The sequence below is a fragment of the Thermovirga sp. genome (genome assembly GCA_012523215.1).
Lineage (GTDB): Bacteria > Synergistota > Synergistia > Synergistales > Thermovirgaceae > 58-81.
This window is the reverse complement of record JAAYIZ010000219.1, coordinates 1-1,920: the sequence shown is the minus strand read 5'-3', so window position 1 is coordinate 1,920 and position 1,920 is coordinate 1. Positions and strand designations below refer to the sequence as shown.

At 62.0% G+C, this 1,920-nt stretch carries 2 protein-coding genes; both read left to right on the top strand.

The window, feature by feature from the left end; translation table 11 throughout:
* The first annotated feature begins 32 nt into the window (after positions 1 to 32).
* Positions 33 to 1,133 carry a hypothetical protein gene (locus GX108_06300; GenBank protein ID NLO56645.1) on the top strand — a complete coding sequence of 367 codons (1,101 nt, stop codon included), beginning with the start codon at positions 33 to 35 and terminating at the stop codon, positions 1,131 to 1,133.
* Between the two features lie 5 nt (positions 1,134 to 1,138).
* A partial coding sequence (locus GX108_06295) for an ABC transporter ATP-binding protein (GenBank protein NLO56644.1) occupies positions 1,139 to 1,920 on the top strand: 782 nt, incomplete at its 3' end.

Below are 1,920 nucleotides of genomic sequence, written 5' to 3'. Positions count from 1 at the left end.
TGGGCGAGATCCATCCTGGAGGTCCTCCCGTCGTGAAGAGGATACTGCTTTTGGCCAACGGTCCGGGCGAACTGTGGTGCTGGGCAAGGCCCATGATACCGGCCCTGGGCGAGCGTGGTTTCGAGGTCTCGCTGAAACTGCTCCCCTGCCAGTACGCTTCGGGCAACGAAAAGGACATGGCGGAAGACCTGGTCGACGGCGGGGTCGGCTCTCCCCTGTCCGTCTTCCCGGCCCTTGTGGGAAAAGGGGGAGGCGGTTTCGACGCGGTCCTGCAGTTGGGCGGCGACCTGCTTTTCGGTCTTGCCTTCTCCGCCAGGAACAGGGCTCCCCTTTTCTGCTATACCTATGGCTCGAAGCCCCTGCTCAACCGGTGCAACAGGATTTTTTCGGCTTTCGAAGCCGCGAGCCAATATGAAGACCCCGTCCGTGATAAGGTATTGATCGTCGGCGACCTTGTGGCCGATTCCCTGGCCCTGGACGGGGAAGAATTTCCCTGGACGCCGGGCAGGAGCCCGAGGATAGTCCTCTTCCCGGGGAGCCGAAGGGTGATCCGGTCCGCGGCTTTGCCCTTCATCAGGGATGTGGCCGACAGGATAAGATCCTTGCTGCCCCGATCGGAGGCGGTGGTCGCCCTCTCGCCCTTCTCTGAACCGGGAGAACTGGAGGTGTGGGCCTCCGCGGGCCTGAGGGCCGTCACATCCGCCACAGGCAGCATTCTCAAGAGGGCGGACCTTGCCGTCACCCAGCCGGGCACAAATACTTTGGAACTGGCTCATAGCCTTGTGCCGGCGATAGTCGCCGTGCCTTTCGCCTTCCTGAGGTACGTGCCGCTGCCCGGCCTGTTGGGAGCCCTGGGGTTTATCCCCCTCGCCGGGGGGGTCCTGAAGGAGAAACTGCTCCGCAGGCTGAGCGGGAGCAGGGGTTTTCTGGCCTGGCCCAACCGCCTCGCGGGAAGCGAAATTATGCCCGAGATGGTCGGCGACATCGCGGCCACCGACGTGGCGGACCGGGCGGTGGAGCTTTTAGGGGACGAAGAAGGCCTCCGGGGCATCAGGGAGGGACTGATGAAGGTCCGCCAGGCCCCCGGGGCGGCCGCCGTGATAGCGGCCCGAATATCGGAATTGGTGGGATGAGAAGGATGGCGAAGGAACAGGAAACCGGCAAAAGGGTTTATCCAAGGCTACTGGCCCATGCCAGGCCCTACGTACATCGCATCCTGGGCGCCCTGGCCTGCATGGTGCTCTCATCGGCCTGCGCGGTCGTCGCGCCCTGGCTCCTCAGGAGCATCGTGGACGATGTCCTGATAAGCAAGGACATGGCCATGCTGAACCTCGTCGCGGTGGGGCTGGTGCTCCTTTACCTCGCCAAAAGCGTCTTCTTTTACGGCCAGCAGTACCTGATGAACTGGGTGGGGCAACGGGTCGTGGTCGACCTGAGGCTTCGGCTTTACGACCACATGCAGAGGATGTCCTTCCGCTACCTTTACGGCAGGCGTGTAGGAGAGATGCTCTCCAGGATAACGAACGATGTCACCATCCTGCAGAATATGATAACCACGGTATTCATAGACATAGTCGTCCAGGGGTTGAGTTTTGCCGGGATGATCGCCTTCCTGCTGTATATAAACTGGAAACTCTCCCTCCTGTCCTTCCTGGTCCTCCCGCTGGCCGCCTTCGTTCTGGATGTGGCCTCCAAGCGCCTCAGGGTCGTCGGCCACGACGTCCAGAAGCAGTTGGCGGGGCTTTCGGCCATAGCAGCCGAGGCCCTTTCGGCTATCCGTATCGTGCGTCTCTTCGCCACCGAGGAGCAGGAGTACGGCCGTTTCGAATCGCAGAGCAACGCCCATTTCAGGGCCCTCATGAGGGGAGTTCAGACCAACGCCGCCCTCACCGGGATAGTGGAGGTCATCCTCATAACCGC